24 protein-coding genes and 2 pseudogenes are annotated in these 24,397 nt (G+C 70.4%); 7 read left to right on the top strand and 19 right to left on the bottom strand.

Annotated elements, in window-relative coordinates; all coding sequences use genetic code 11:
- Window positions 1–22: 22 nt before the first annotated feature.
- The 10 genes from M8A51_RS19875 to M8A51_RS19920 form a co-directional block, all read right to left on the bottom strand.
- Window positions 23–457, bottom strand: coding sequence for a hypothetical protein (locus tag M8A51_RS19875; protein WP_251780276.1), 435 nt, complete (start codon window positions 455–457; stop codon window positions 23–25).
- Window positions 454–1,866 (bottom strand): phosphatase PAP2/dual specificity phosphatase family protein, encoded by a 1,413-nt coding sequence (locus tag M8A51_RS19880; RefSeq protein ID WP_251780277.1) that lies wholly within the window; start codon window positions 1,864–1,866, stop codon window positions 454–456. Before M8A51_RS19880 ends, M8A51_RS19875 begins: the two co-directional genes overlap by 4 nt.
- Window positions 1,863–3,632, bottom strand: a complete 1,770-nt coding sequence (locus tag M8A51_RS19885; RefSeq protein ID WP_251780278.1) for a bifunctional alpha/beta hydrolase/class I SAM-dependent methyltransferase — start codon at window positions 3,630–3,632, stop codon at window positions 1,863–1,865. The genes M8A51_RS19880 and M8A51_RS19885 overlap by 4 nt, the downstream gene beginning before the upstream one ends.
- A gap of 61 nt (window positions 3,633–3,693) precedes the next feature.
- On the bottom strand, window positions 3,694–4,308 hold the full coding sequence (locus tag M8A51_RS19890) for a CDP-alcohol phosphatidyltransferase family protein (protein WP_251780279.1): 615 nt from the start codon (window positions 4,306–4,308) through the stop codon (window positions 3,694–3,696).
- Window positions 4,309–4,369: 61 nt separating this feature from the next.
- Window positions 4,370–5,683, bottom strand: coding sequence for an amidohydrolase family protein (locus M8A51_RS19895; protein WP_251780280.1), 1,314 nt, complete (start codon window positions 5,681–5,683; stop codon window positions 4,370–4,372).
- On the bottom strand, window positions 5,680–6,471 hold the full coding sequence (locus tag M8A51_RS19900) for a DUF2145 domain-containing protein (protein ID WP_251780281.1): 792 nt from the start codon (window positions 6,469–6,471) through the stop codon (window positions 5,680–5,682). Before M8A51_RS19900 ends, M8A51_RS19895 begins: the two co-directional genes overlap by 4 nt.
- A gap of 13 nt (window positions 6,472–6,484) precedes the next feature.
- The gene (locus tag M8A51_RS19905) at window positions 6,485–6,919 is read right to left on the bottom strand and encodes a hypothetical protein (RefSeq protein ID WP_251780282.1); all 435 of its coding nucleotides are present in this window, start codon (window positions 6,917–6,919) and stop codon (window positions 6,485–6,487) included.
- Between the two features lie 26 nt (window positions 6,920–6,945).
- Window positions 6,946–7,401: a YiaA/YiaB family inner membrane protein gene (locus M8A51_RS19910; RefSeq protein ID WP_251780283.1), complete on the bottom strand. Its 456-nt coding sequence runs from the start codon at window positions 7,399–7,401 to the stop codon at window positions 6,946–6,948.
- Between the two features lie 70 nt (window positions 7,402–7,471).
- Window positions 7,472–9,427, bottom strand: a complete 1,956-nt coding sequence (locus M8A51_RS19915; RefSeq protein ID WP_251780284.1) for a diguanylate cyclase domain-containing protein — start codon at window positions 9,425–9,427, stop codon at window positions 7,472–7,474.
- 141 nt (window positions 9,428–9,568) lie between these two features.
- A complete protein-coding gene (locus M8A51_RS19920; protein WP_251780285.1) occupies window positions 9,569–10,426 on the bottom strand; it encodes a LysR family transcriptional regulator in 858 nt (285 codons plus the stop codon).
- 74 nt (window positions 10,427–10,500) lie between these two features.
- Between M8A51_RS19920 and M8A51_RS19925 the strand changes: the two genes are divergently transcribed.
- Together M8A51_RS19925 and M8A51_RS19930 are read left to right on the top strand one after the other, a co-directional pair.
- Window positions 10,501–11,412 (top strand): DMT family transporter, encoded by a 912-nt coding sequence (locus M8A51_RS19925; protein ID WP_251780286.1) that lies wholly within the window; start codon window positions 10,501–10,503, stop codon window positions 11,410–11,412.
- Between the two features lie 11 nt (window positions 11,413–11,423).
- Complete coding sequence (locus tag M8A51_RS19930) at window positions 11,424–12,167, top strand: helix-turn-helix domain-containing protein (RefSeq protein WP_251780287.1); 744 nt, start codon at window positions 11,424–11,426, stop codon at window positions 12,165–12,167.
- A 21-nt stretch (window positions 12,168–12,188) separates the two neighbouring features.
- Here M8A51_RS19930 and M8A51_RS19935 read toward each other — a convergent pair whose 3' ends face one another.
- The 4 genes from M8A51_RS19935 to M8A51_RS19950 form a co-directional block, all read right to left on the bottom strand.
- Window positions 12,189–13,820: a response regulator gene (locus M8A51_RS19935; RefSeq protein WP_251780288.1), complete on the bottom strand. Its 1,632-nt coding sequence runs from the start codon at window positions 13,818–13,820 to the stop codon at window positions 12,189–12,191.
- 151 nt (window positions 13,821–13,971) lie between these two features.
- Window positions 13,972–15,189 (bottom strand): CaiB/BaiF CoA transferase family protein, encoded by a 1,218-nt coding sequence (locus tag M8A51_RS19940; RefSeq protein ID WP_251780289.1) that lies wholly within the window; start codon window positions 15,187–15,189, stop codon window positions 13,972–13,974.
- The gene (locus tag M8A51_RS19945; RefSeq protein WP_251780290.1) at window positions 15,186–16,001 is read right to left on the bottom strand and encodes a ChaN family lipoprotein; all 816 of its coding nucleotides are present in this window, start codon (window positions 15,999–16,001) and stop codon (window positions 15,186–15,188) included. The genes M8A51_RS19940 and M8A51_RS19945 overlap by 4 nt, the downstream gene beginning before the upstream one ends.
- Before the next feature lie 10 nt (window positions 16,002–16,011).
- Window positions 16,012–16,935, bottom strand: coding sequence for a LysR family transcriptional regulator (locus tag M8A51_RS19950; protein WP_251780377.1), 924 nt, complete (start codon window positions 16,933–16,935; stop codon window positions 16,012–16,014).
- Window positions 16,936–17,055: 120 nt separating this feature from the next.
- Between M8A51_RS19950 and M8A51_RS19955 the strand changes: the two genes are divergently transcribed.
- Entirely contained in the window at window positions 17,056–17,697 is a 642-nt protein-coding gene (locus M8A51_RS19955) for an NAD(P)-dependent oxidoreductase (RefSeq protein ID WP_251780291.1), read from the top strand.
- Here the strand turns inward: M8A51_RS19955 and M8A51_RS19960 are convergent.
- Window positions 17,681–17,967: pseudogene (locus M8A51_RS19960) on the bottom strand (cysteine hydrolase); the annotation flags it as partial. The gene M8A51_RS19955 and the pseudogene M8A51_RS19960 overlap by 17 nt on opposite strands.
- Between M8A51_RS19960 and M8A51_RS19965 the strand changes: the two are divergent.
- From M8A51_RS19965 to M8A51_RS19975, 3 genes and pseudogenes are all read left to right on the top strand, one after another.
- Window positions 17,964–18,193: pseudogene (locus tag M8A51_RS19965) on the top strand (helix-turn-helix domain-containing protein); the annotation flags it as partial. The pseudogenes M8A51_RS19960 and M8A51_RS19965 overlap by 4 nt on opposite strands.
- Before the next feature lie 42 nt (window positions 18,194–18,235).
- A complete protein-coding gene (locus M8A51_RS19970; RefSeq protein WP_251780292.1) occupies window positions 18,236–19,207 on the top strand; it encodes a CvpA family protein in 972 nt (323 codons plus the stop codon).
- Between the two features lie 67 nt (window positions 19,208–19,274).
- Complete coding sequence (locus M8A51_RS19975; RefSeq protein WP_251780293.1) at window positions 19,275–19,715, top strand: host attachment protein; 441 nt, start codon at window positions 19,275–19,277, stop codon at window positions 19,713–19,715.
- On the opposite strand, the gene M8A51_RS19980 is transcribed toward M8A51_RS19975, so the two are convergent.
- The 4 genes from M8A51_RS19980 to M8A51_RS19995 form a co-directional block, all read right to left on the bottom strand.
- Window positions 19,693–20,613, bottom strand: coding sequence for a DMT family transporter (locus tag M8A51_RS19980; RefSeq protein ID WP_251780294.1), 921 nt, complete (start codon window positions 20,611–20,613; stop codon window positions 19,693–19,695). The two genes, M8A51_RS19975 and M8A51_RS19980, sit on opposite strands and share 23 nt — an antisense overlap.
- A gap of 61 nt (window positions 20,614–20,674) precedes the next feature.
- On the bottom strand, window positions 20,675–21,505 hold the full coding sequence (locus M8A51_RS19985; protein WP_251780295.1) for a helix-turn-helix domain-containing protein: 831 nt from the start codon (window positions 21,503–21,505) through the stop codon (window positions 20,675–20,677).
- Window positions 21,505–21,915, bottom strand: coding sequence for a DUF6463 family protein (locus tag M8A51_RS19990; RefSeq protein ID WP_251780296.1), 411 nt, complete (start codon window positions 21,913–21,915; stop codon window positions 21,505–21,507). The genes M8A51_RS19985 and M8A51_RS19990 overlap by 1 nt, the downstream gene beginning before the upstream one ends.
- A 42-nt stretch (window positions 21,916–21,957) precedes the next feature.
- Window positions 21,958–23,376, bottom strand: coding sequence for a cytochrome P450 (locus M8A51_RS19995; protein ID WP_251780297.1), 1,419 nt, complete (start codon window positions 23,374–23,376; stop codon window positions 21,958–21,960).
- Window positions 23,377–23,509: 133 nt separating this feature from the next.
- Here M8A51_RS19995 and M8A51_RS20000 point away from each other — a divergent pair, with 133 nt between their 5' ends.
- Window positions 23,510–24,373: a helix-turn-helix domain-containing protein gene (locus M8A51_RS20000; protein WP_251780298.1), complete on the top strand. Its 864-nt coding sequence runs from the start codon at window positions 23,510–23,512 to the stop codon at window positions 24,371–24,373.
- The last annotated feature ends 24 nt before the right edge of the window (window positions 24,374–24,397 follow it).

The following is a 24,397-nucleotide window of genomic DNA, read 5'->3' on the forward strand; positions in this document are numbered from 1 at the left end:
GCGCGGTGGCTCCTTTTGTGGGTCAGGCGGCAGCCTGCAAGGCGTGCGCCACCGCGGCAGCGCACAGGGTCGCGGTGCCGGCTGCCGCCCACGCGAGAGCACGTCGCAACAGCCGCAACCCGCCTCGGGCCCGCTCGGCCACGCTGCGCGCTGCGGATGCACGCCCCGCATCGGACAGCCACTGGTCGAAGCACTGCACCGCCTGTGCGGGGTCGTCCTGTGCGGCCCACCAACGGAACACTGCGGCGTCGAAGCCGGCGCGCGCGGCGTAGATCGCTGCCACGCCATGCATGGCCAGGGCGGCACACAACACGCCCACCCACAGGATCGACGGCGGCCGGGCGACCCACCAGCCGAGCACCAGCACGCTCAGCGCGCCGCTCCAGCGCAGCAGCGCAGACGAGGTCGACAATGCGGCCGCCGTGTGGGCCAGCAGGTGGCGGTCGGCACCCGTCATGCCGCACGCTCCGCAGGCAGACAGACGGTTTCGGCGGCCTCGACGATCGCGTCCCAGTGGTCGGGGCCCAGCCTCACCCGGGGCCGGGCGGCGTGCAGCAGCGCATGAGCCTGGCACTTGTCCTTCGCGCGGCCGGTGGCCAGCAGCCAAGCCGCCACCGCGCTGGCGCTGCGCGCATAGCCCAGCGCACAGCACACCCACACGGGCCCCTGCGCCCGCAGGCGCTCGATGCCCTGCACGGCCTCGCGCAGCTGCTGGGCGGTCGGCGCCGTCAGGTCGAGCACCGGCACGCGCAGGCTGGGGCGCAGCAACGCCAGCGGCAGCGGCAGCTCGGCACACAGATCGACGATGCCGGTGTGCGGCTCGGCCGCCAGTTCGCGCGCGCGGGGCAGGCGCGACAGCCACACGCCCGGCGCCACTTCGGCGCGCGGCGCATCGCGGCGCGTCCACCAGCGCGAATTGAGCCAGGCGGCCGCCAGGTACGGCCCCAGCAGCCAGCGCGCGGCCATGCTCATGCGCCCGCTCTCGCTCTTCTGGAACCGCCACGGGTCGCCGCAGAGATAGAGGCTGCAGATCAGCAAGGCCGACCCGGCCGACCAGCACAGCACGATGCCGGCGAGACCGAGCACGGCCGACGCCGGCACGGCGTCGAGCGCTGCCGCATGGCCGACGAGCGCGATGCCGGCCACCAGCAGCGCCACACCGCCGGCGCCGTAGCGCACCGCGAGCCGCACCCGCCGCGGCGTCAGCGGCCGCGACCGCAGCGTGGCCCAGCCGCTGTCGCGGTGGTGCAGGTCGAGCGGGAACAGCGCCACGCACAGCCAGCCCAGCCACAGTCCGGCGGGGATGTCGATGAAATGATGCTGGTAGGTCGTCAGCACCGAGACGCCGATCAGCGTGAACCAGGCATGGAAGGCCCAGCGCCAGGCGCCACGCAGCACGCGGGTGTAGAGGCTCCACAGGATCACCATCAGCGCGATGTGCAGTGACGGCGCCTGGTTGTAGGGCTGGTCGAAGCTGGTCAGCGCGGCGAACATCCAGCCGGCCCAGCCATCGGACGCCGGTCGCTCGAACGTGAATTGCAGCGGCCACAACAGGAAGCAGGCGACCGCGAACAGCTGGGCCACCAGCAGCCGGCAGCCGTGCGCGTCGATTTCGTGCTTCGAACGCGCGACGAACAGCGACAGCCCGTAGAACGCGTTGAGGCTCCAGTACGGCAGGATGGTCCACGCCAGAAAGGGCAGGTGCTGCTCCCACGCGAACGCGAGCGAGGGCACGTCGGCGCGCTGCGCCGCCAAGTGGTTGGACAGCCCGTAGCTGAGGTAGAAGAACGGCGCCAGCGCGGCCAGCCATGCCGCCGAGCGCGCCCACGAACCGGGCGCGGACAGGGCCGGAACCAGCGCGCTCATGACGTCCTCCGGCGCGCCAGCGACACGGTGAAGATGCCCCACTCGTCGATGCGCTGCTCGGTCTTCTCGAAACCCGCCTCGTCCACCAGCTGGTCCATCTCGGCCTGCACGCGCCGGCGCATCACCCACGCCTGGCCGGCACGGTGGCTGGTCAGCGCCCGCGCGATCAGCTCGAGCTGCGGGTGCCAAGGCTGGCCGGTGTAGACCAGCCAACCGCCTTCGGGGACGGCGTCGGCGATGCCTCGCAGCGAGCGCAGTACCTGCTCGTTGTCGTCGAACAGCTCGTACAGGCCGGAAACGATCGCCAGTGTCGGCCGCGGCAGCACCTGCGCCAGGCTGGCGCGGTCGAACGCGTCGCCCTGCTCGAAGCGGGCGATGTCGGCCAGGCCTTTGGTGCGGATCAGGGCCGAGCCTTCCTGCACGTTGAGTTCGCTGTAGTCACGCAGCAGGATGGCGTCGGGCCGCGTGGCCAGGTCGGCCTGCAGCGCGTCGAGCACATAGCGGCCGTGGCCGGCGGCGACGTCGAGCACATGCACGGGCCGGCCGTCGGCGCGCAAGCGCTGCATCGCGATGCGCTGCAGTTCCTCGACATGCAGCTTGCGCTGGCGGATGCCGCGCCAGCCGATCGAATCGAGATAGGCGCGATCGATCGCGCGCCCGACCAGCGACGCACCCTGCGCCTGGTTGCGGTAGACGTAGTCGAGCGTGGAGCCCGAGTCGAAGCCGGTGTCGTGGCCCAGGCGGATGCCGCGCGACAGCCGGCCTCCCAGTTTCAGCGACAGCCGCGTCGCGGCCCAGTACAGGCCGCGCGGCGACCACCGCGGCAGCGGCCGGTGCAAGGCCTGTGCTTCGTCGTGGGTCGGGCCGCGCCGATGCGCGTCGAGCAGCTCGGGCACGGGTGCCGGCGCGGCATACCGTTCGAGGATGAAGCGGCGCGCCAACGCCAGCGCCGGGCCGCGCCCGGCCTCGCCCAGCGTGTCGTGGAAGAAGCCGGGCAGCACGTGCTTTTCCTTCACGCTCGACGACAGGCGCTCGAAGTAGCGGTGCTGCGGCGCATGGTGCACGACCCAGTCGCTGCCCGAGATGAACAGCTGCGTCGGCACATGGATCGCCGCGGCGTCGTCCACCACCCGCTCGGCCGCCTCGTACAACCCCAGCAGCACCTTGACCGAGATCGGCCGCGTGATGTGCGGGTCCTGCCCGTAGGAGGCGATGCGCTGCACGTCGTGGGTCAGGAACTTCGCCTTGACATAGCTGTTGACGACGAAGTCGCCGAACAGCTTGTGCATCAGCTTCAGCCCGGCCCGGGCAAACGGCACGTAGAGCTTGACCTTGAAGGCCGGCGACGCGAGCACCATGCCGCGGATGCGGGGCGCGTAGTCGTGCGCCCAGGTCGCCGCCAGCACCGCGCCGACCGATTGCGCCACCACGACGACGGACGCCGGCTCGAAGCCGTGCACCGATTCGAGGTGCTGCACGAAAGTGTGCAGGTCGCGCACCGAGGTGGCGAAGCCGGGGCTGTGCCCCCGTTCGCCGGGCGAGCGGCCGTGCCCGCGCGCGTCCCACGCGAAGAAGGCGTGGCCGGGCAGATCGAGTTCGTCGACCAGGTGCGACATGCGGCCCGAATGTTCGTGGCCGCGGTGCAGCAGGATCACCGCGCCGGTGGCCGGCGCCTGCAGCGCAGGCCAGTAGCGGTAGAAGAGTTCGTGGGCGTCGTGCGTGCGAAAACGGTGTTCGCTTTGCTGGCGCTGTGTCGGGTATTCCATGCCTTCCCTCTCTTGCCGGTGCGTGCCCGGTGGGGCCGCAATGTCTTTTGCAGTGGTTGGATCAGCGTGCGGCCGCTTCGCGCAGGCCGTGGCGGACGCGGTTGGCGGCGGTGGCCAGGCCGAGCACGGCCAGCAGCGGCATCAGGGCGGCGGTCCAGGCCGGCAAGGCACCACCGAGGCCGACCCAGGCGCCGAGTGCGCCGAACGCCAGGGCCCGGTCGCTCTTGCCCAGAGGGCCGTCGTAGCGCCGCGACGCGCCGACCAGCGGCCCCAGCACGCCGGCGTATTCGGCGAGCAGTGCGGCCAGCACGACGGCGCCGACCCCCCAGGGCCCGAACGGGGCGATCACTGCAAAGGGCAGGTACAGCGCCGCGTCGGACACCGCGTCGCACAGCTCGTTGAGGTAGGCGCCGAGCGCCGTCTGCTGGCCGTGTTCGCGGGCCAGCATGCCGTCGATCGCGTTGAACGCCATGCGCAGCAGCATCCACAGCGGCACCAGCAGAAAGCCGCTGGCTCCGCCGCCCGGCGGCTGCAAGGCGAGCCATGCGCCCAGTGCGATGGAGAGGGCCGCAGCAGCCAACGTGACGTGATTGGCCCGTACCCCGTGGCGGGCCAGCCGGCCGACCCACGGGCGCAGCCGCTGCTGGAACGCCGGCTTGAGCTGGTAGAGCGTCATGTGCCCTCCCGCCTGACGCATACCGGCGCCGGAATCGCGACCCCGGGTAACTGTGCTGCCCTCATGACCCTGCCCCGTCTTGTCTGGCCCACGCTGAGCGCGGTGCCTGTTCTGTGTGTGGGCGACTGTACACGGCTCCCTCCCGCGGCTGCAGGTGCCGGCGCGACTCGAACACCCCCGCATTCAGGCGGGCATTGCCGGTGCGCAGCTGGCGTTTCAGCACGAAGTCGAACAGCAGCGGGTTGTGCTCGCGGATCGCGTCGAGTACCGGGACGGCATCGGCTTTCAGCAGGCCGGCAGCGGCCAGCCGCTCGGCCGAGTACAGCGGCATCACGCCAGGCAGCGGGTAGTCCGAGCCATGCAGCAGGCGCGGGTGCCAGTCGTCGCGCGTCAGCACCGTGCGCCACACCGCGGGCGGGCGGTTGACCTGGAACACCGCCGACACGTCGGCCAGCAGCCGGTCGCGCCAGGCCGGCTCGTCCATCAGCCGCGCCCACAACTCGAACGCCGCGCGCCGGGGCCGTGAGCGCCGGTCGAGGTCGCGCGCATGGCCGAGCGACGCGGCATGCGCGACGATCACCCGCACACCGGCTTCCAGCGGAGCCCGCACCAGCAACGGGTTGCCGAAATCGTCGCGGCCGGCGCCGGGCACCGCCTTCTCCTCGCCGCAGTGCACGATCAGCGGCACCTCGTGTCGCGCCAGCAGCTCGTAGACCGGCCGGCAGCGCGGATGGCGCAGATCGATGTTCATCGCGCTCGGCAGCCACTTGACGGCGACCGCGCCGCCCGCGATCGCCGCCTGCAGGCACGCCACCGCATCGGCACGGTACGGATGCACCGAGGCGACCCAGCGCAGGCGCTCGGGTGCGCCCGCGCTGATGCGTGCGGCGTAGTCGTTCGGCACGTGGAAGGTGGTCCAGTCCTGATGCTCGCGACCGGCCTCGTCGCAGGCATGGTCGAACGCGAACAGGCACCACTGCACGCCGGCAGGGAAGTCCTGCATCAATGTCGCCAGGCGCTCGACATAGGCGCGGTCGACCGAGGCGGCCGCGCCGGGCACGCAGGCCGCATTCAGGATCGCGTGGCGGCGCAGCACCTCGCCCGGGTGCCACCACTGGTGCATCTGCGCGTGCACGCGGCAGCCGGAGCCGCTGTCGCCGGTGCCGAGCAGGTGGGCATGCGCGTCCCACACCTGCGCCGGGTCGATGCCGTCCCAGGCCGACAACACCAGGTCGTGCTGCGCCAGTTCCCGCGGCAGCGGTCCCCGACACGGATTGCGCCAGCCGCCGCGCGGTGCGGCGGTGCCGACCGCCAGCGCAGTGAAGAGGCCGGTCGCGAGCGCGGCCGAGCAGCACAACAGGTGGCGGCGGTTCATCGCACCACCTCTTCGTGCCGGCCGAGGCCGCTGCGCTCCAGCCAGCGGAACACCGAATCGACCGTCACGGTCTCGATACGGTCGGCATAGCGCTTGTCGTTGGGGTGATCGTCGAAGGCGATGTTGGCGGCCGTCATGCGCCCGCCCAGCCGCGTCAGCGCGCCGATGCGCAGCGTGGTCGGCCGGTAGTCCTGCAGCTTCAACCAGGCCTGCGCCTGCTCGCGGTTGCGCACGGCCGGCTCCAGCGCCGAGGCGAGCGTCTCGATGGCCCACTGGTTGGACTGCTGATAGCGCACCGACCAGGGGTAGGCCACCATGTTGTAGGCCGGCGTGTGGAGCGTCGTGGCGCGGCGGTTGTCGCGCAGCGCCGCCAGCAGCGGCTGCTGCACCCGGGGCGTGAGCGGCACGATGCCCGCCTCGAAGACGTGCAGGTCGTCGAGGAAAAACTCGGCGAAGCCCTGTCGGTACACCGCCGCACGTGCCGTGCCGCAATGGTTGAGCTTGTGCACCACGCGCCAGACCGGCCGGCCGGCCTGCTCGTCGCGGTAGGCCAGGCCCAGGTGCGAGTACCGCAGGCCGTAGCGGCTCAGGTCCTGCCCGTTGCGGGCGATCACCGCGACCTGGGCGCCGGAGGCCTCGAGCCGGCGAGCCGTGTGCTCGGCCAGCGCCAGGCCCTGCTGCAGCGTCTGCAGGGACAGGGGCCTGGACTGGCAGGAGCGGCCGGCCTGCGCGGGACCCGCAACAAGCGCTGCTGCCAGGGCCAGCGCGGTGAAGACATGGGAGGTCATCGAATGCCTTCGCTCAGTGCGTCAGCCGCTCGTTGTGGAGCAGCGACGCGCCGATCTGGTTGGGAATGAAGGCGATCGCCTCGCCGGCGGCCGACAGCACCCAGCCGGCTGCCAGCGCCGTGACGGTGACGGCCGTGCCGACCGCCAGCGAGGCCGCACCGGCCGCGTTGGCACTGAGCCGCACGGTGGCGTGGGCGCCGTCGGAGGCCCGCTCCAGCACCCACACGGTGCCTTCGGCCGAAACGTCGACGGCAGCCACCGTCAGCATCACCCCACCGGACAGCAGCATCGCGGGTGCGGCAAGCGACACCGCCACCGGCAGCGCCGACAGCGCGCTGGCCTCAGAGGCGGTCGAATGGGCCTGCGCCGGGCGCGCCAGGCCGATGCAGGAGATGGCGAGGATCTGGGCCGCCAGCGCGGCGGACAGGACGAACGTGCGTTTGCTCATGGCAGGCTCCTTCAGCGGACGCGGGTTCACTGCGGCTCGGACGGCGCAGCGCGGCGCTGCAGGCGCGCTTCGGCGAGGTCGGCTTCGTGCGCGTCGCGCAGCGTCTTGGCCAGCGTGAAGACGTTGGAGATCAGGAACAGCCAGCACACGCCCAGGTAGGCCTTGTAGGTCGGGTTGATCTCCATGCGCCACAGTCCCCAGCCCGTCAGCGACATCGCGAGCGCGAAGCCGCCCCAGACCACCAGCTTCCACATCGGCGTGTCGGCCGGCCGGGCTTCGTTGTCGCGCACGAACTTCGCCAGCGCGAATGCGGTCGAGAGACAGAACACGTAGCCCATCACCATGAATGCGCGGTGGATGTCCTCGCCCGGCAGGTAGGCCAGCCCGGTGGCGCACAGCGTGGCGGCGGCGCCGAAGGCAATCCAGACCTGGGCCTTCCAGGCCTTGGTGTCGCGACGGATGACGGGGGTCGTGTGATGCATGGAGCCCTCGGGGCTGTTGAACATGGGGCGGATGTTCGGGCCGAGGGCGATCAAGATCAATCAAACGACACTATGTAGCACCGCCTTGGCCATTCGGTATCGAATAACGATGCTCAATTACTGATGGGTGTGGCACAGGGTCATCGACCTCCATGACCTCGTACCGGTTGCGACCGGCCCGCTTGGCCCGGTACAGGCAGTCGTCGGCCAGGCGGCACAGCAGCGCCGGCGACGCCGCCGCCCGGCGGTCCATCACCACGCCGACGCTGGCACCGATCGAGACGATGATCCCGTCCAGTTCGAACGGAACCGCCGCCATCTTCAGTATGGAAGCCGCAAGGCGCTCCGTCACCGCCGGGTCGGCAACGCTGCCGAGGATCACCGCGAACTCGTCGCCTCCGATCCGCGCCACGGCATCGGAGGCGCGCACGAGCCGCGACAACCTCTGGCTGAATGCACACAGCAAGCCGTCGCCCACGGCATGGCCATAGGTGTCGTTCACGGGCTTGAACCGGTCGAGATCGATCAGCAGCAGCGCCGCCGCGGCACCGCTGCGCGCCGACTCCTCGATGGCCGCCGACAGCCTCACGTCGAAACCTTTGCGGTTGAGCAGCTGGGTGAGGTGATCGAGTTGCGAAACCTGCGCCAGCTCGTCCAGCCGGCGCCGGTGCTCGGTCACGTCCTGCGTCATCACATGCACGCCGGTCACGCGCTCGTGCCGGGCGTCCCACTCGGGGCGGTAAGTCGCCTCGAAACACCGGTACATGCGCATGTGGCGGTACTCGCGTTCGAAGACGACCACCTCTCCGTTCATCGCGCGCCGCAGATGCGGCAGCACGGACAGGTACTCCTCCGGCGGCAGCACCTCGGCAAGCGGCTTTCCGGCGAGGGCGTCGCTGGTCGTGCTGTACATGTTGGCATACAGGGCGTTGGCGAAGACGAAGCGCTCCGCGCTATCGACGAAGCCGACCATCACGGGCAGGTTGTCGACCACCGCCCGCAGGCGCAGCTCGCTTTGGTGGATGTCGTCGCGAGAGCGCCGCAGTTCGTCGGCACGCAGGCGCTTGAGGCGCAGATACATGATGGAAGCGAGCAGAAACCCGACGGCCACCGCGCCGGCGATACCGGCCATCCAGGCGACGCCCCGGCCACGACTCGGGTCCACGAAGGAAATGGCCTGCCAGCCGAGCGCATCGACCGGCTGGCGGACGAGCTGCATCCTTCTCGACACGCCATCGAGGCGAACCGTCTGCGTTTCGTCGCCGGCTTGCCGGCCTTCGCTCAACGGCGCGAGAGCGTGGCCGCCATATCGCTTGGTCGCCGCAAGGGCCTGCCGCGCGGCTGCCGGCAGCGATTCGAGGGGACGGTACATCAGCGCCGGCTCCGACGACAGGAAGATCACACCGAACTCGTCGGCCACCGCGATCGACTCGAGGCCGCCGCGTCGGGACACGAACAGCGTGCGCAAATCGACTTTCACGACCACCACGCCGAGGGTCTGGCCGGCGTCGGTGACTCGGCTGGCGAGGAAATAGCCGGGTTCGCCCGTGGTGCTGCCCACGGCGTAAAAGCGGCCGAAGCCACGCTGGAGTGCGCCGGTGAAGTAGGGTCTGAAAGCGTAGTTCTGCCCGACGAAGGACGAAGGCTGGTGCCAGTTGCTCGACGCCAGGGTGTGACCCGTCGGGTCGATGACGTAGGTCGCCATGATTTCACCCCGCGCCGCGACCTCCTGGAGGAACAGGTTCGCTGCCGTCCGCGACGCCTGCTCGCCGGGCTCGCGCAGCACCGCGACCACCCGAGGATCAAGGGCGAGGATGCGCGGCAGCGATTCATGCCGTGCCAGCAAGGACGTCAGCGTGGAGGTGAACGACCTGAGCCCGTGCGACGCGCTCTCAGCCTGCGCCTGGGCCACGCGTTTCAGCGCGGCCTGGTAGGTGAGCGCACCGAACGCGATACACACGATCAAGGCGACGGCGCTGCTCCAACGCTGCCTGGACTCGTTTCGCTCCTTTGCCGCAGGGTCCATGCCCAGCCTCCTTCGTTGCTGAAGCGTACCGCCAAGCGCTCCTCGCTGGGGATTCAATTCCCTCCTGAACAGCCGGCACCTCCTGCGAGAGCCGGGTTGCCGGCACCACGGAGGCGCTTCCCCGGCGGCGCCCGCCTCGCTCTACCGCGCCAGCGTGCGGGTGAACTGTTCCTCCATCGCATTCGCTGCCGTCGAGCGCGCCGAGGCCCGGCTGCGCACGACGGCCACCTCCAGCTCGGGCAGCGACGGCAGACCATGCCGCGCGTCGAGTTGCACCAGGTGCGGCGGCACGCTGCAGCGCGTGAGCACGGCGACCGCCAGGCCGCTTTCCACCGCCGCGATCTGGCCCGCCAGGCTGGAGCTGTTGTAGACCAGCCGGTACGCCCGCCGTTGCATCGCGAGCGCGGCCAGTGCGTCCTTGCGCGCACGGCTGCCCGCCTCGTAGACGGCGACCGGCAACGGCTCGCGCCGCCAGGCTTCGTACGCGGCGGCACCCACCCACACCAGCGGCTCGCGAAACAGCAGCGTGCCGCGCCCGGGGCGGTCGCGCGAGACGAGCGCCAGGTCGATTTCGGCCCGATGCAGCCGCGGCAGCAGTGCAGTCGACTGCTCGCAGATCAGCGAGATCTCGACGCCCGGGTGCCGGGCCGCGAAGGTGCGCAGCACCGGCGCCAGGTAGGCCACCGCGTAGTCGTCTGGTACGCCGAGCGTGACGCGGCCGGTGACCGAGGGCCCGCGCAGCGCCTGTTGGGCCTCGGCGTGCGCTTCGAGGATGCGACGGGCGTGCGGCAGCAGTTGCCGGCCGGTGGCGGTGAGCGCTACATGGCGTGCGTCGCGCGTCAGCACCGGTGCGCCGACGGCCTGCTCGAGCTTTTTCAACTGCATGCTGAGCGCCGACTGCGAGCGGTGCACCAGGGGCGCCGCGGCGGTCAGCGTCCCGGCGTCGACCACCGAGACAAAGGCTCGCAGCCAGTCGAGCTGCAGATCGGAGGAGTCCATCAATTCGATCGTCGAATGGAATTTCTTCGAAGTATGCGCTTTTCATATGCATGGACGAACGGCAAAGTGCCGGCATGGACTTCGCGAATGCACGGCGGCCGGGCCGCACCGAATGGAGCGACAGCACCCGCGGCACGGCGTTGATGGCTGCCGGCGGGGTGCTGCTCGGCACGCTGGGCGTCTTCATCGAAGAGGCCGGCCAGCACCCGTTGACCGCCGTATGGTTCCGCTGCGCATTCGGCGTGCTGGCGTTGCTGGCCTGGGGCGCATGGAGCGGCCAGTTGCAGGAACTGCGGCTGCGCGGACGCGCGCTGGCGGTCGCCCTTACCGTGGGCATGCTGGTGGTGTTCAACTGGGGCCTGTTCTTCGCGGCCATCCCGCGCACGTCGATCGCGGTCGCCACGGTGGCCTTCCACGTGCAGCCGGTCTGGGTGATGGTCTTCGGCATGCTGTGGCTCGGCGAGCCGGTCTCGCCGCGACGGTTGGCGGCGGTGGCGGTCGCGCTGGCCGGCCTGGTGCTGGCCACTGGGCTGGCGGGGGGCACCGGGCGCCCGCTGGACGCCGGCTTCCTCACTGGGCTGGCGTGCGCGCTCGGCGGCTCGTTGAGCTACGCCGCCGTGACGCTGCTGGCGAAGCTCGACCGCCGCATCGGTTCCTTCGCGCTCGCGAGCTGGCAGTGTCTGGTTGGCACGGTGCTGCTGGCTGGGTGGCCGTGGTGGCACGGCTGGCCCGCTGCATCCCCGGCATGGGCCTGGCTGGCCGGGTTGGGCGTCGTGCACACCGCCCTGGCCTATGTGGTGCTCTATGCCGGCATGCGGCGCCTGCAGGCCGCACAGGTGGCGCTGCTGCAGTTCGTCTACCCGATCAGCGCCATCGTCTTTGACGCTGCCGTGTATGGCAGGTGGCTGGCACCGGCGCAATGGATCGGCGTGCTGATGATGGGTTTGGCGCTGTGGGCCGCACACGAGGCGAAGCCGACGCAGTAGCATCGCGTGCCATGAGCACGACCCTGGACCTCGTCAACGCGCTGAAGGCCGAACTGAAGGCGGCCGGCATCACCTACGCCGAACTGGCACCGCAGCTCGGCATGGCCGAGTCGAGCATCAAGCGCATCTTCGCCAAGGGCGACATGCCGCTGTCGCGCATCGACGAGATCTGCCGCGTGCTGAAGCTCGACTTCGCCGACCTGGCACGCAAGGTGGCCGACGCGCAGCCGCTGCGGCGCGAACTGACGCTGGAGCAGGAGAAGGCCGTCGTGGCCGACCGCCGCCTGATGCTGGTGGCGATCTGCTGCCTGAGCCAATGGACCTTCGAGCAGATCCTGTCGACATACACCTTCACTGAAGCCGAGGGCGTGAAATACCTGGCCCAGCTGGACCGCGTCGGCATCATCGAACTCAAGCCGATGAACCGCTACCGCCTGAAGGTCGCCAAGGGATTCCGCTGGCGTCCGCACGGACCGGTGATGCAGTACTTCCGCGAACAGGTGGTCGACGACTACTACAGCGGGGGCTTCGATGGAGAAGGCGAGATGCTGACGCTGGTGCACGGCCAGATCGGCAAGAGCCTGGCCAACCTGTTCAACGAGCGGTTGCAGCGCGTGGCGCAGGACTTCGCGCACCAACACCTGGCCGACCAGAAACTGCCGGCGGCGCAGCGCGCGCCGTACACGCTGGTGATCGGCATGCGCTCCTGGCTGTTCGCGGCCTTCCGCGACCTGAAGCGCGACAACGCAGACTGAACGAACGCCGCGCCCGGTGCCTCAGCGGCTGCGGGCGGCCGACGCCATCGTGCGCGGGTCGTCGACACGGCTGAGGTGCACCTGCGTACCGTAGCTGCGGTATTGGCGGTGCAGTTCGTTCACTTCCATCGCCAGCATCTGCGCGTCGGCAATGGCGCGATGATGGCGCTCGAGCGTGTGGCTGGCCATGTCGATCAGCTTTGCGTTGAGCGTCTTCTTCGCATGCGCCAGCAGCGCCACGACCGCCTCGCGGGGCTTGCCTTCGATGCTGTAGCTGACCGCTTCTTCGGCCGCGCTCGACACATCGGCATAGGCTTGCCGCAGGATGTTCAGGAAGACCTCCCGCCCGCGCACCGCGCAGCCGAGCAGCTCGGTGGTGGTGCGCGACACCGCGAAGCGGCGCGCCAGCAGGTCGACCTGGTGCTCGGCGTCCTCGAGCCGGACCTCGGTGACGTGCAGGCGCGACAGCAACATCAGCAGGTTGGTCGCAGCCTCGAATTCGAAGTTCGGCTCCCGGATCTCGTCCACCAGGCGCCGGACGCCGGCGACCGCTTCGCCCACCTCGCGACGCGACAGATGCAGCAGCGCCGACAGCACCGCCTCGAAGCGGCGCAGCCGCGGGCTTTGCGGTGCCTGCTGGCGCGCCACCACCATGCTGTCGAGCGAGCGCTTCAGGTTCAGCGTCTCGCCCGCGTCGAACTGCAGCGTGCCCAGCAGCACCAGCCCTTGCAGATCGAACACCTTGGAGTGCAGCCCGAGCCGGCTCGCCTTCTGCAGTGCGTCCGCCGCTTCCTTCGGGTCGCCGTAGTAGAACGCCAGCAGCCCCAGCTTCACGTGCCGGGCGACGCTGCCGGGCGTCAGCCCGCTGGCACGCCGCAGGCAGTCGATCGCCTTGTCGGACTCGCCTTCGTCGAGCAGCACCCGGCCCATGACGTCGTAGGCGTCGGCATACCCGGGCTGCTCGGTCAGCAGGCTCTCGAGCGTGCGGCGCGCCTGGAAGGCCCCGCCCGCCTCGTACTGCGTGCGCGCCAGTCCCAGGCGCGCCCACGGCAAGGCACGCACCTGCAGGATCGCCGAGAACATCTTCTGCGCCGCATGCGGCTTGCCCAGGCGCAGCCACAGCTCGGCACCGATGCGTGCTGCATGCACCCAGTTGGGCCCGTGCGTGTCGAAGCGCACCTGGCACAGCTCGGCCGCCTCGAGGAACTGCTCGGCCTCGACGTGAGTCAGGATGTCGCGCAGCGACTGCTTGCGCTGGCGGGCCTGCACCAGCCGCTCGCGCAGCGCCTGCTCGGTGTGCGGCTTGATCAGGTACGCGTCGAGTGCCGCCTCGGCCGCTTCGGCCACATGCGCGTAGCCGGCCTCGCCGGAGATCATCACCACCACGCTCGACAGCGGCAGCAGGTTCGCCAGCCGCAGATCGTCGAGCAGGTCCTGGCCGGTCATCGGCTCGTTCTCGAACTCGTACTCGCACAGCACGATGTCGAAGTGGCGGTTCTCCAGCACTTTGCGCGCTTCAGTGGCGCGGCTCGTCTGCGTGATGTGGGAAATGCCGAACTCGCGCAGCATCGTCGTGAGAATGCTGCGGGACGTCGGGTTGGCGTCCACCACGAGGGCGGTGGCGCTTTGTATGGTGGGGTCCAGCAGCTTCACGGTTCGCTCCTTGGGGGCGAGCGGCACAGGCCACGCCCGAACGATGCGGGCAGACGTCAAGCCCACTGGGCCGTCAACCGATCGGCATCAATGGCGTTCGGCCGCGAACGGCCTTGCGGCTTTGCAGGTGGCCGGCGCCTGCGTCATACGTTCAGACGATACCCCGGTCGCGCAACTGTTGTAGTTGCTCAGGTGTAACGCCGACCTGGTGCAGCACGGCCGCGGTGTCCTCGCCCAGCCGGGGCGCACGGCGAGCGATGCCGCCGGGTGTCTCGCTGAGGACCGGCACCACGCCCGGCACCTCGACGCTCAAGCCCTCTGCGCTGATGACCCGTTGCAACATGCCGCGGGCACGGTAGTGCGGGTCCTCGGCGATGTCCTTCGCGCTGTAGATGCGCCCGGCCGGCACATTGGCCGCGGTCAGCGCGTCCAGCACCTCGGCCACGGTACGGCTTGCGGTCCAGGCGCCGATGGCGCCGTCGATCTCCTGCACCCGTTGCACGCGACCGACGTTGCTGGACAGCGCCGGGTCGCGGCCGAGATCGTCCCGGCCGATCGCGCTCATCAGGCGCTTGAAGATTGAGTCGCCGTTGCCGGCGACCAGCACCCAGCCGTCGGTGCATGCATAGGCATTGCTCGGTGCGATGCCGGGCAGCGCCGAGCCGGCCGGCTCGCGCACGGTGCCGAACGCGCTGTACTCGGGCAGCAGGCTTTCCATGCAGTTGAACACCGCTTCGTACAGCGCCACGTCGACCACCTGGCCGCGGCCGCTGCGATGGCGATGCTGCAACGCCATCAGCACGCCGATCACACCATGCAGCGACGCCAGCGTGTCACCGATGCTGACGCCCACGCGCACCGGCACGCGGCCGGGCTCGGCGGTCAGGTAGCGCAGGCCGCCCATCGCCTCGGCCACCACCCCAAAACCGGGGCGGTCCTTGTAGGGCCCGGTCTGCCCGTAACCGCTGATGCGCAGCATCACCAGCCCCGGGTTGCTGCGGCTCAACTCGTCATAGCCGAGGCCCCAGCCTTCCATCACGCCAGGCTTGAAGTTCTCAACCAGGATGTCCGCCTCGTCGATCAGGCGGCGCACGATCTCGCGCGCCTCGGGCTGCCGCAAGTCCAGCGTCACGCTCTTCTTGTTGCGCGACTGCACCTGCCACCACACGCTGGTGCCCTCGTGCAGCAGGCGCCACTGGCGCAGCGGGTCGCCGCCGGACGCGGTCGAGCTCGCGGGCGGCTCGATCTTGATCACCTCGGCACCGAAGTCGGCCAGCGTCTTGGCGGCGAAAGGCCCGGCAATCAGTTGCCCGAGTTCGAGCACCTTGAGGCCTTGCAGCGGGCCGGCGGGAGAGGCGGTATTCGTCATCGCGGTGTGGAAGCGGAAGCGGCGGGAACGGTGACGGCCGGCATGCCGCGCTCGCGCAGCGCGGCACAGTGGTCCTGCGGCGGCTCGGCCTGCGCCGGTCGCCACTCGTCGAAGCCCGGTTCAGCGCCCTCGGAATAGGACGACGCATAGCCGATGCTGCGGACCTGCAGCGGCACGGCCAGCGTGCCCAGATGCAGCGGCACGCCGGTCTCTTGCGAAGCATGCGCGGCACCGGCGAGCATCAGGACGATGGCCTCGGGCTGCGCGCCGGCGGCGGCACCGGCCAGGGCTTGTGCGAGGCTGAAGTCGCGCGCGATCTGCATGCGCACCATGGGCACGAGCTGCGCTTCGGGCAGCAGGTTGCAGTGGCCTTCGCGCACGGCCTCCAACAGCCGCGCATGTGCCTCGGGGGGGACCAGTTGGTCCCAGCGCGGTTGCTGCATGGCCTCGCGCAGCAGCGAACGCGGCAGGTTGCCACCGTACACCGGCACGCCGGCGCGCACCGCGTTCATCACGACGTCGCGATAACGCTGCCAGGGCCAGCCCGCCTCGTTCCAGGCCAGCGCGTCACGCACCGCGGTCTCGGCCGCGTCGGCGCCGAGGCCGCTGGTGCTGCGGCCGCGCTCGGCCATCTCGAGCACCAGCGCGTGCAGGCGGCCCTGCGCGGCGAGCCGCTGCACCGCGACAGCCGTCTGCCGCTGATGGTCGGCGTGATCGTGACGCTCGCCGAACAGCCACGCGCTCTGCGCGAGCGCGAGCGGCGGCATCAGCAGCACGGCAAGAAGGAACAGTGCGAGCAGGGGGCGACGCATGCCGGCCATCCTACGCGCTCCGCGGCGCCAGCCACAGCGAGCCGGCGCCATACCCGCTCAGGTAGTTCTGCAAGGCTGCAATCGCATGCCGCACCTTTGCCGGCTGCGTATCGCGCCGGGGCGTGACGGCATACACGGGCAGCGAGGCCGGGCGCCATGACGGCAGCACGACCACGAGCGCCCCGCTGCGCAGCGACGCCTCGACATCCTGCACGCCGAGCACCGCCAGCCCCAGCCCGGCCTCGCACAGTTGCTGCAACGAGAGCTGGTTGTTGCTGGTCGCGCGCGACTGCACGCGCAGGCGCTCGACGGCCCCCCCGGGGCCGCTCAGTTCCAGATGCGGCCCCGAGCTGCGGTGCACCAGCCGCAGCCATTCGTGCTGCAGCAGCTCCTGTGGCGTGGTCGGCACGCCATGACGGGCGAGATAGGCCGGCGACGCGCACACCGCCAGATCCATCGCCGCCACCCGCTGCGCGACCCAGGTCGAATCGGGCAGCCGGCCGAAGCGGATCGCGAGGTCGATGCGGGCCTCGACGAGGTCGATCAGCGCGTCGTCGACCTCGAGGTGAACGGTCAGCCCCGGGTTGGCCGACAGCATCGGCGCCAGCGCCGGACCGAGGTGGCGTGCAAAACCCACCGGCGACGCTACCCGCAGTTCGCCGACCGGCGCGTCGCGCAACTGCGCCAGGTGCTGCTCGGCCCGGCGCGCAGCCGCCACCATGGCGGCGCAGCCTTCGTGAAAACGCTCGCCGGCCTCGGTCAGCCGCAGCTTGCGTGTCGAGCGGTGCAGCAGCGTGACGCCCATGTCGCGCTCCAGCACGCGCACCTGCTGGCTCACCGCCGACGGCGTGGTGCCCAGCGACCGGGCGGCCGCGTTCATCGAGCCGTGCTCGACCACGGTCGCGAACACTGCCATGCGCTTGAGCTGCTCGATCATGCAGTTTTTCTAAATAAAGAATGTGATTTCACCAGTCTAGTTCAGCTCCGCTTGGATCTCTATCGTTCAGGTTCTCGCAGGCGCAGCGCCTGCCTTCACCCCCAGGAAAGGACTTTCATGAAACTCGCCCTGATCGGCCCCACCGGATTCGTCGGCTCCGCGGTACTGGCCGAAGCATTGCAACGCGGCCACGCCGTCACCGCCCTGTCGCGCCAGCCGCAGAAGCTGGCGTCGCAGCCGGGACTCGCGGTCGTGCAGGCCGATGCGCTCGATGCGGCCCAGGTGGCCGACGCCGTGGCCGGCCACGACGCGGTGATCAGCGCCTACAACCCCGGCTGGAGCGACCCGCAGATCCACGACAACTTCCTGCGCGGCACGCGTGCGATCTTCGATGGTGTCCAGCGTGCCGGCGTCAAGCGCCTGCTGGTGGTCGGCGGTGCCGGCAGCCTCTATGTGGCGCCCGGCGTGCAGCTGGTCGACACGCCGACCTTCCCCGAGCAGTGGAAGCAGGGCGCCCTGGCTGCCCGCGAGGCGCTGAACCTGATTCGCCAGCAAAGCTCGCTGGACTGGACCTTCGTGTCCCCCGCGGTGTTCCTGGAACCCGGCGAACGCACCGGCCGCTTCCGCCTGGGCGGCGACGAAGTGCTGATGAACGGCGAGCAGCCGGCGCGCCTCTCGGTGGCCGACCTCGCCGTGGCGATCGTCGACGAGATCGAACAGCCACAGCACGTGCGGCAACGTTTCACCGCCGGCTACTGAGTGCGGCCGGACGAGAAGGTCGCGTTGGCAGCCGGCCGCGCGGCAGCGGCTGGCCGGTCCGCACGGCATCGAGCCAGGCCTCGGTCGTGGCCACCGCGGCGAAGTTGCTGTGCATCACGACGCTGAACGCGCGGTGGATCTCCTCTGCGCTGGCGCCGCCCGCATCGTTGTGTGATACGGCAGCGCGCCGCTGGCGTCCGACAGGAACTCGACTGTCAGCCCGCGGTGCGCCGCCTCGAACACCGTGGACGCATCGCAGTTGTGGGTCATGTCGCACCTTCACTCGCCGGTTCCGGGACGCCACCGGCACCAGTGTCGGCCAGTGGCTGCAGCACCAGCGGCTCGCGCTGGCGCAACGTCTGCTCGAATCGACCCTCCGGTCGAGACCATCGGCGTCGAATGCGGCTACGGCTCGGCGGTATCGCCGCGTCAGCACTTCACCGCGGCGCTGCGCGTCTCACCGTCGGCCTACCGGCGCCAGTTCCAGGCCGGCTGAGGCGGCCGGGCCGCTCGCATGCCGTTTGCTATGCGGTGACCGATGTCACTTGAAGACTACAACCTCGTAGACGCGGGGCTGGTGCTGGTCGCGATGCTCGGCCTGTGGAGCGGCTGGCGGCGTGGCTTCGTCGTCTCGGCGTCCGGGCTGCTCGTGCTGGTGCTCGGCGTCGCCGCTGCGTTCTGGGGCTACCGCTACCCGGCGAGCTGGCTGGAAGCAGCCGTGCCGTCGCTCGGCGTGTGGACGCAACCGGTGGCCTTCGTGCTGAGTTATGTGCTGGCCTGGGCACTGTTCGGCACGCTGGCGCACCAGGTGGTGCGTGCCACACCAAACGCAGCCCATCTGCACGGCGCCAATCGTGCGGCAGGCCTGGTGCCGGGCCTGGCGAACGGGCTGATCAACGCCGCGATCGTGGCGGTGCTGCTGCTGTCGGTGCCCTTGTTCGACGGCTTGTCGGCCCAGGCACGCGACAGCGTCGTCGCCCAGCGGCTGGCGGCGCCGGCGGAATGGGCCGAATCGAAGCTCGCGGTCATCTTCGACGATGCGGTGCAGCGCACGCTGACACGGCTGACGGTCAGGCCCGGCTCGACCGAAAGGATCCAGTTGCCTTTCCAGGTGCAAGCGCCTCGCGCACGCCCGGACCTGGAAGCGCGCATGCTGGAGATGCTCAACAAGGAGCGCGCCGAGGCCGGCCTGCCACCCTTGAAGCCCGACGCCGAGCTGACCGGCGTGGCGCGGGCGCATGCGCGCGACATGTTCGCCCGCGGCTTCTTCTCGCACGTCACGCCGGAGGGGCGCGACCCGTTCGACCGCATGCGCGCCGGCGGCGTGCGCTTCCTGATCGCCGGCGAGAACCTGGCGCTGGCGCGCACCTTGCCGATGGCGCACCAGGGGTTGATGAACTCGCCCGGCCACCGCGCCAACATCCTGCGGCCGGCCTTCGGCCGCGTCGGCATCGGCGTGCTGGACGGCGGCATGCACGGGCTGATGGTGACGCAGAAGTTCCGCAACTGACGCTGCGCCCGGCGGCCCGCGCACGCTGCTTGCCGGTATGCGGGGTGACCCATCGCAAGGAGTAGCCATGAAGACAACCTGGGTAGTCGTCGCCGACGAGGCCATCGCACGCGTGCTGCAGTGGCCGGCCGACGGCGACGAACTGGAAAGCGTCGAGGAAATGACCGACCCCGAAGCACATGCCGCGGGCGCCGAGTTGCGCGACGACGCGCATGGCCGGCGGGCCGGCGGCGCCGGGCGGCGCGGGCCGTCTTCCGTCACCACCTCGTCCGGTGTCGACGAGCAGCACCTCGAAGCCGAAGAATTCGCCCGGCGCGTGGCGCAGAGACTGGAAGAAGCGCAGCAGCAGCACCGCTACGACGAGCTGCGCATCATCGCGGCGCCGCGCTTCCTGGGCCTACTGCGCAAGTCGCTCAGCGGCAACGTCGCGAAGTCGGTGACCGAGGAGATCGACAAGGACCTGGTCAAGGCCAGCAACCGCGAACTCACCGAGCGGCTGTTTCATTGAGTGCGGCGGCCGGCGCGGGCGTGCCGTCGCGCGAGGCCAGCCAGACCGCGGCGAGCACGCAGCCCAGCCCGACCCACTGCCACAGGCGCACCGGCTCGGCCAGCACCGCGGCCGACAGCAGCAGTGCAGACACCGGCAGCCACGCAGTGGCCAGCGACGCACGCGCGCCGCTGGTGCGTGCGCTGCCGGCATACCACAGCAGGAAGCCGCCGACCGTGGGCACCCAGGCGTAGTAGACGATGCCGGCCAGCGCCGGCACGCTGAGCACCGAGGGTGACGAGCGCATCGCGAGCGCCGCCGGCAGCGCCGACAGCACGAGCCCGCCGGCACACATCAGCGTCGACAGCGCGAGCGGCGGCAGCGGCCGCGACAGCCGCTTGTTGGCCAGGATGAACACCGCCTCGCAACCGATCGCTGCCAGCACCATGACGATGCCGAGCAGCCGCGTGGGCGCATGCGCCGGGCCCGCCGGTGCCGCGGCGACCGCCATCACGCCGGCGGTGGCGAGTGCGATCGCGAACGCCAGCCGCAGCCCGGGCCGCTCGCCGAGGAACACGGCGGCGAACAGCGCCGACACCGCCGGCAGCGTGCCGGCGACGATGCCGGCGTCGGCCGCGCTCGACCAGGTCACCCCCTGGATCAGGAGCACCGTGTAGCCGACGCTGCCGGCCGCCGCCTGCAGCGTCAGCAGGGCCGCATCGCGCCAGCCGACGCGTTCGAAGCGCGCGCCGGTCCCGACCATCAGCAGCAGGAACACCGGCAGCGCGGCCGCGTGCCGCAGCGCCGTGGCGAGAAACGGCTCGACGTCCTGTCCGATCACCTTGCTGGCCACCACCGTGCTGCCGACCAGCACCATCGCTGCGCTGCACAGCCACTGCCCTTGGGAAGACTCCGTCATGACGCACCTTCGAATCGACGAAGACGCAGTCTCGCGAAGGGCGGTCGCGGCGTCTTGAACGCTATTGCGGTGCGGCGACCCCGCGCTGCCATGCGCCGGGCGTGAAGCCGAACTGGCGCGTGAAGACCCGGGTCATGTGGCTCTGGTCGGCAAAGCCGGCCGCCGCAGCGGCATCGACGAGCGGCGCACCGCTGCCGATCAGGTGCCGGGCGCGTTCCGCGCGCTGCTGCAACAGCCAGGCATACGGCGTGAGGCCGTGCACCCTGGCGAAGCGCCGCAACAACTGGTACCGGCTGAGCCCGGCCATCGCCGCCAGTTCGGCCAGCGTCGGTGGGTCGAGCAGTTCGTCGGCCAGTCGATCGCGTACCGCCGACACGTCGGCGGCGGCGTCGTCGGGAAGCACCGCGGTGGCGTGCCGTGCAAGCAGCAGGCCGCAGGCGTGCACCAGCGCTTCCTCGCACGCCAGCGCATCGGCAGGGCTGCGCGAGCCGCCGTTCCATGCAGCGACACGGTCGAGCAGGCGCACCAGCGCTGGCGTCAGCCGGGGGTCGCGGATGACCGGCCGGGTGAGTTCGAGGCCCTGCCCGGCGGCCCCGCCGCCAGCCATCGCTGCCAGCACCGGCGGCTCGAGGTAGACCATGCGCCAGCGGCGCGACGGGCCGCCGAGCGGCCGGCCGTCATGCACTTCGCCCGGGTTGGTGGCGATGAGATCGCCCGCGCGGGCCTCCACGATGCCCTGCCCGCTGGCCGATCGCTGCGCGCCGTCTTCGAGCACGCCGATGCCGTAGGTCGCGTGACTGTGGCGCCCGAAGTGCCGGCTGCTGTCGATGTGCGTGCCATACACGCCGGGCCACGGCGAGGCCAGCACCCGGCTGCGGTGCAGACCGTCCATCAGGAACCCTGGGCGCTGCGCGCCTGCCCCTGCAGGAGCAAATCCGCCCCTTCGGCCGGCCGGGACCGCGCCCTCGCCAGCAGCGCGATCGCCGGAGGGAAGGCCAGCCAGAAGCCGGAGGCCGGCATCAGCACCACGCCGAGCACGGTCAGCGCCAGCAGACACCCGCCCAGCGCGCGGGGCACCGGAGCACCGGCTTTTTCGAGCGAGGCCACCGCCAGGCCGCAGGCGAACATCAGCATGCCGAACAGCACGAACCACGCGACAGCGCCCGTCAGCGGGTCGTCGCCGACCGTGTTGAACACCCCGCGCTGCGCCATCGATCGCAACACGCCGCCGTACACCACCACCGCGAACCCGGTGTGCAACACCGCGACGCCCATCAACCAGTTGCCGATCCATCGCTTCATCTTGTCGATCTCCCGTTGTCGACCAGGGGTGGAAATTGTTCCTCACGCATGGACGCGAGGACAGCTTGCCATACCGGCAAGTCCGGTCGCCTGCGACCGGACGGCAGAACGGGGCCTCAGCACCAGTCGCAGGCCGCCTTCGGGCTTGAGCGTGACGTGCAGGCGCGGGTGCGGCTCGGGCGCATGTGCCGGCCGCACGAGCTCGAAGCGTTGCAGCAGCATCGCGGCAACCTGCGCCATTTCCATCAGGGCGAAGTTGTTGCCGATGCACACGCGCGGCCCCACCCCGAACGGGAGGTAGGCGCCGCGCGGTATCGAGTCGGCACGCTCGGGGGCGAAACGGTCGGGGTCGAAGCGTTCGGCAGACGGGAACCAGCGCTCGTCGTGGTGCACGACAAAGGGCGTGATCATCACCAGAGACCCCCTGGGCAGCAACCAGGATCCGATCTGCACGTCTTCGACCGCTTCGCGCGTGAACAGCGCGGCGGCCGGAGGTCGCAGGCGGAGGGTTTCTTTGAGGGTCTGCATCAGATAGGGCAGGCGCGGCAGGTCGCCGTGCACGGGGATGCGGCCGCCCAACGCGGCGTCGACCTCGGCAGCCGCACGGCGCGCGATCTCGGGATGCGAAGCCATCGCCCAGCCCCACCATGCCAGGCCGGTGGCGGTGGTTTCATGGCCGGCCAGGAACATCGTCATGCACTGGTCGCGCACCTCCTGGTCCGACAGCCGGGCATCGCCGTCCTCTTCGTCGGCCGCGGACATGAGCATCGCCAGCAGGTCCTGGTGCGCGCCCGGGTGGGCACGCCGCTCGCGCAGCAGCCGCCACACCAGCGCATCGAGGGTCTGCAGCGCCCGCCGGGTGGCCGGCCGCCAGGGCAGCGGTACCCACTGGGGCAGCTCGAAAGGCAGGAACATCTCGTTGAGGGCCGCGCGGCTGAGCACCTGCACCGCGGCGCCGGCCGCTGCCGCGTCCTCGGGCGCCTCGCTGCTGAACAGCGTGCGCATGATCACGTCCATCGTCAGCGCCGTCATCGTCTGCTCGAAGTCGATCGGCGTGCGGCCGTCGGTCTGCACGGCATCGAGTGCACGCGCCGAGGCGTCTCCGATCTGGCGGGCATAGGCATCGAAGCGCCGCGGCGCGAAGCCGGGCTGCAGCATGCGGCGCTGGCGTTGCCACACTCCGCCTTCGGTGATCAGCACGCTTTGGCCATGCGCCAGTGCAAACACCCGCATGCTGCGCTGCCAGCGCACGAAGGACCGTGCCTTGGTCATCAGCACTTCACGGATCAGCTCCGGGTCGCTGAACACATAGTCGCGGTACCGTCCCAGCCGAAAATAGGCCGCATCGCCGTGATCGCGCTGCAGTTGCCGGTGGAATTCCGGGTAGTCCCTGAACATGCGGGAGGCAAGGCGCAACCCGAACAGGCCGGCGCGAGGGCCGGGGGGGCGAGTGGGATTCATGGGACGCATCATGGGGCCATGCAGCGTCGCCCGTATTGAACGATTCCGCCACGCCCGGCCGGTTGCCGGCCGACACCGCCCATCCGGGTGGCAGCCCCTTGTCAATGCACCCCTGCGCTACATTCGCAGGCGCATGCCGGCGCTGCCCCTGCCCCTCACCGCTCGCCTGATCGCACCGAGCCGTGCGCTGGCCCCGTGCGTGCGCGCCTACATCGCACGCGACACCACCGTGCTGCCGCCGCTGCCGCACGAGCAGCGCTTCAATCACTTCCCGGCCACCACGTTCTGCAGCATCACCTGGTTCATCGAGGGCGAGGCGCTGTGTCTGACCCAGGGCCGGGTGACAGAGCCTGACGGTCGCATCGCGCGCGTGGTGTTCGGCGGCCCACAGAACCAGCCTCGCGTCAGCTACAACCCCGGGCCGGTGCGCGCCTTCATGGTGATGCTGCTGTCGCCCGCCACGCACGCACTCACCGGGCTCGACCTGGCTTCGCACGCCGACCGGCTCACGCCGGTGGAGCAGGTGTTCGACGATGCCTGGCTGGACATGACACAGGCGGTGCTTCACGCCCCCGACGACGAGGCCCGGGTGCGCCTGCTCGAGGCATTCCTCGAACCGAGGCTGCGCCAGGCCCGCGAACAATCTCGCGCGCCGGGCACGGCGCTGGGCGATGGGCTGCAGGCGCTGATCATGTACCTGGCAACCAGCGGCTGGGGGCGCAGCATGCGCAACCTCGAACGCCGCATCAAGGCCTGGGCCGGGCAGCCGATGCGCACCCTGCGTCGGCTACAGCGCGCCGAGCAGACCTTCACGCTGAACCGCGACCCGATGATCGCCGGCGACACCAGCTGGGCCGAGGTGGCGCTCGGCGCAGGCTATGCCGACCAGGCCCACTTCTGCCGCGAGACGCGCGACGTGACCGGCCACAGCCCGTCCGAGCTGCTGCGCCAGATCCAGTGCAACGAGGGGTACTGGCTCTACCGGATCTGGCGTTGAACCGCGCGGCGTCGGCTCAGCACG

The organism is Caldimonas mangrovi (assembly GCF_023721835.1).
Lineage (GTDB): Bacteria > Pseudomonadota > Gammaproteobacteria > Burkholderiales > Burkholderiaceae_C > Caldimonas > Caldimonas mangrovi.

Excerpts from the sequence above, each read along its gene's own strand:
- M8A51_RS19900 (WP_251780281.1), bottom strand. The coding sequence starts at position 6,471 with ATGACCTCCCATGTCTTCACCGCGCTGGCCCTGGCAGCAGCGCTTGTT.
- M8A51_RS19875 (WP_251780276.1), bottom strand. The coding sequence starts at position 457 with ATGACGGGTGCCGACCGCCACCTGCTGGCCCACACGGCGGCCGCATTG.
- M8A51_RS19890 (WP_251780279.1), bottom strand. The coding sequence starts at position 4,308 with ATGACGCTCTACCAGCTCAAGCCGGCGTTCCAGCAGCGGCTGCGCCCG.
- M8A51_RS19945 (WP_251780290.1), bottom strand. The coding sequence starts at position 16,001 with ATGCGTCGCCCCCTGCTCGCACTGTTCCTTCTTGCCGTGCTGCTGATG.
- M8A51_RS19885 (WP_251780278.1), bottom strand. The coding sequence starts at position 3,632 with ATGGAATACCCGACACAGCGCCAGCAAAGCGAACACCGTTTTCGCACG.
- M8A51_RS19930 (WP_251780287.1), top strand. The coding sequence starts at position 11,424 with ATGAGCACGACCCTGGACCTCGTCAACGCGCTGAAGGCCGAACTGAAG.
- M8A51_RS19920 (WP_251780285.1), bottom strand. The coding sequence starts at position 10,426 with ATGGACTCCTCCGATCTGCAGCTCGACTGGCTGCGAGCCTTTGTCTCG.
- M8A51_RS19895 (WP_251780280.1), bottom strand. The coding sequence starts at position 5,683 with ATGAACCGCCGCCACCTGTTGTGCTGCTCGGCCGCGCTCGCGACCGGC.
- M8A51_RS19975 (WP_251780293.1), top strand. The coding sequence starts at position 19,275 with ATGAAGACAACCTGGGTAGTCGTCGCCGACGAGGCCATCGCACGCGTG.
- M8A51_RS19985 (WP_251780295.1), bottom strand. The coding sequence starts at position 21,505 with ATGGACGGTCTGCACCGCAGCCGGGTGCTGGCCTCGCCGTGGCCCGGC.
- M8A51_RS19915 (WP_251780284.1), bottom strand. The coding sequence starts at position 9,427 with ATGGACCCTGCGGCAAAGGAGCGAAACGAGTCCAGGCAGCGTTGGAGC.
- M8A51_RS19980 (WP_251780294.1), bottom strand. The coding sequence starts at position 20,613 with ATGACGGAGTCTTCCCAAGGGCAGTGGCTGTGCAGCGCAGCGATGGTG.
- M8A51_RS19955 (WP_251780291.1), top strand. The coding sequence starts at position 17,056 with ATGAAACTCGCCCTGATCGGCCCCACCGGATTCGTCGGCTCCGCGGTA.
- M8A51_RS19940 (WP_251780289.1), bottom strand. The coding sequence starts at position 15,189 with ATGACGAATACCGCCTCTCCCGCCGGCCCGCTGCAAGGCCTCAAGGTG.
- M8A51_RS19905 (WP_251780282.1), bottom strand. The coding sequence starts at position 6,919 with ATGAGCAAACGCACGTTCGTCCTGTCCGCCGCGCTGGCGGCCCAGATC.
- M8A51_RS19970 (WP_251780292.1), top strand. The coding sequence starts at position 18,236 with ATGTCACTTGAAGACTACAACCTCGTAGACGCGGGGCTGGTGCTGGTC.
- M8A51_RS19910 (WP_251780283.1), bottom strand. The coding sequence starts at position 7,401 with ATGCATCACACGACCCCCGTCATCCGTCGCGACACCAAGGCCTGGAAG.
- M8A51_RS19925 (WP_251780286.1), top strand. The coding sequence starts at position 10,501 with ATGGACTTCGCGAATGCACGGCGGCCGGGCCGCACCGAATGGAGCGAC.
- M8A51_RS19995 (WP_251780297.1), bottom strand. The coding sequence starts at position 23,376 with ATGAATCCCACTCGCCCCCCCGGCCCTCGCGCCGGCCTGTTCGGGTTG.
- M8A51_RS20000 (WP_251780298.1), top strand. The coding sequence starts at position 23,510 with ATGCCGGCGCTGCCCCTGCCCCTCACCGCTCGCCTGATCGCACCGAGC.
- M8A51_RS19880 (WP_251780277.1), bottom strand. The coding sequence starts at position 1,866 with ATGAGCGCGCTGGTTCCGGCCCTGTCCGCGCCCGGTTCGTGGGCGCGC.
- M8A51_RS19990 (WP_251780296.1), bottom strand. The coding sequence starts at position 21,915 with ATGAAGCGATGGATCGGCAACTGGTTGATGGGCGTCGCGGTGTTGCAC.